Here is a 1,499-nt window from a genome sequence, read left to right as displayed (position 1 = left end):
ATAAATTCTATAATACTTTTAAGTATATATTTTCTTATGTTGACAATAAGGAATGTAATATTTCAAAAAAAGATAGATATTGATTTTAAAATTGTTATATGGCCAATCATATTATTTGTTTTAGGTATTGTTTTCTATTCTATCGATCTTTTCCCGAAGATAGCTTTAGGTTTATATTCAATTTTTAGTAAGTAAAGTGTCAGCTAGATAGAGATAATGTTACTTGCATATTAAATAATTTAAGATTATTCTAATTCCATTAAAAAATTAGGAGTTGAAAAAATAATGGATAATTATAAAGTTGGTGAGTTTTATACCACAAAATCATATAAAGAAAGTGGATTTAATTTTCCAGATGGTGAATATAAGCTTAAGATTATAAGAGAAGGTTTTCCTGAAAGCCCAGTCAATCACGAAGATGAATTAGTTATTGCTGAAGAACAGTGGTTGGAAGGTTTGGAAGGCAGTGACCAGTACAAAACAGATCTAGATGGTAACTGGTATTACTTTGAGTTTCCTATTAATGATGAGGGTATTGATTATATGTGGGTGCCTGAATCAGTCGCGGTAGAGGTTTTTGAATAAATAATGAAATGAAATGACATAAGGGTGTCGCTCCCCTATGTTATTATTTTATAGAGATCATATCAATAAGAGAGGTGTCATTATGAAAAATTACAATACAGCAATCAATCCCCTAGGAAGTATTTCAGATCCAAATGTAATTATTGAAACAATAAAATACTACAATCAACATGGTCTTGAAGCAGCAAAAGAAGAATTCATTGAAGGAAATGCTTTTGGCTTTGATATTACAAGCAGCCGCAAAAGATTCTTTTCAGTAATAAACAAGCTTTTCTTAAAAGATTCAGAGCAAAAAGACAAAGGGTTTTTTATTGCAACTATCAGCAATTCAAGTCCTAATAATTCATTTAAAAGAACTTTTATCTATCTGGAAGCCTTTCATTCTAATGATTTGTTTGCTGATATAACAGAGAATTTAGTATATAAAAAATATCAGGAAAACAGAAAGCTTATCGAATCAGCTGAAATCTTAGATTTTTTAAATGAATTTGGAGAAGGAACTAAAATAACTGACTGGAGTGAAAGCACTCTAAAAATGATATCTTCAAAGTATAGTGCATTTATGAGAAGAATTGGCCTGTTTAAAAAAGAAGGTAGAAGTAAAAGTTTAATCAGCTATCCTTATCCAGATGAAAAAATAATCACTTATTTAGTCTATCAGCTTAAATTGACAGACTTAAGTGATAATGAGATTTTTAACTCAGCAATGTTTAAGGCCTTAATGCTAACAGAAAATCAAAAGGTAGAGCTACTTAAAAAAGGATCACTCGCAGGATATTATGATTTTAATTTTTCTGGTGCTAAAAATGCCAGCTTTGAATTACATTATAGCAGGGAGGAAATAATTGATGAGCTCTTTAGATAAAAGTTTAGAAAGTAAATTTAATGATCTTAAATTAGCTATCAATGAAGAT

Annotated in this window: 2 protein-coding genes; both read left to right on the top strand. The window is 29.1% G+C overall.

Annotation, left to right across the window (positions count from 1 at the left end; translation table 11 throughout):
- The first annotated feature begins 285 nt into the window (after positions 1-285).
- Positions 286-585, top strand: a complete 300-nt coding sequence (locus CI949_RS20620; RefSeq protein WP_290769913.1) for a hypothetical protein — start codon at positions 286-288, stop codon at positions 583-585.
- Positions 586-667: 82 nt separating this feature from the next.
- Positions 668-1,450 carry a BrxA family protein gene (locus tag CI949_RS20615; RefSeq protein WP_290769911.1) on the top strand — a complete coding sequence of 261 codons (783 nt, stop codon included), beginning with the start codon at positions 668-670 and terminating at the stop codon, positions 1,448-1,450.
- The last annotated feature ends 49 nt before the right edge of the window (positions 1,451-1,499 follow it).

Source organism: Halanaerobium sp., from assembly GCF_003070835.1.
This window is presented reverse-complemented; position numbering and strand designations above follow the sequence as displayed.

Coding starts and splice junctions, on each gene's coding strand:
- CI949_RS20620 (WP_290769913.1), top strand. CDS start 286: ATGGATAATTATAAAGTTGGTGAGTTTTATACCACAAAATCATATAAA.
- CI949_RS20615 (WP_290769911.1), top strand. CDS start 668: ATGAAAAATTACAATACAGCAATCAATCCCCTAGGAAGTATTTCAGAT.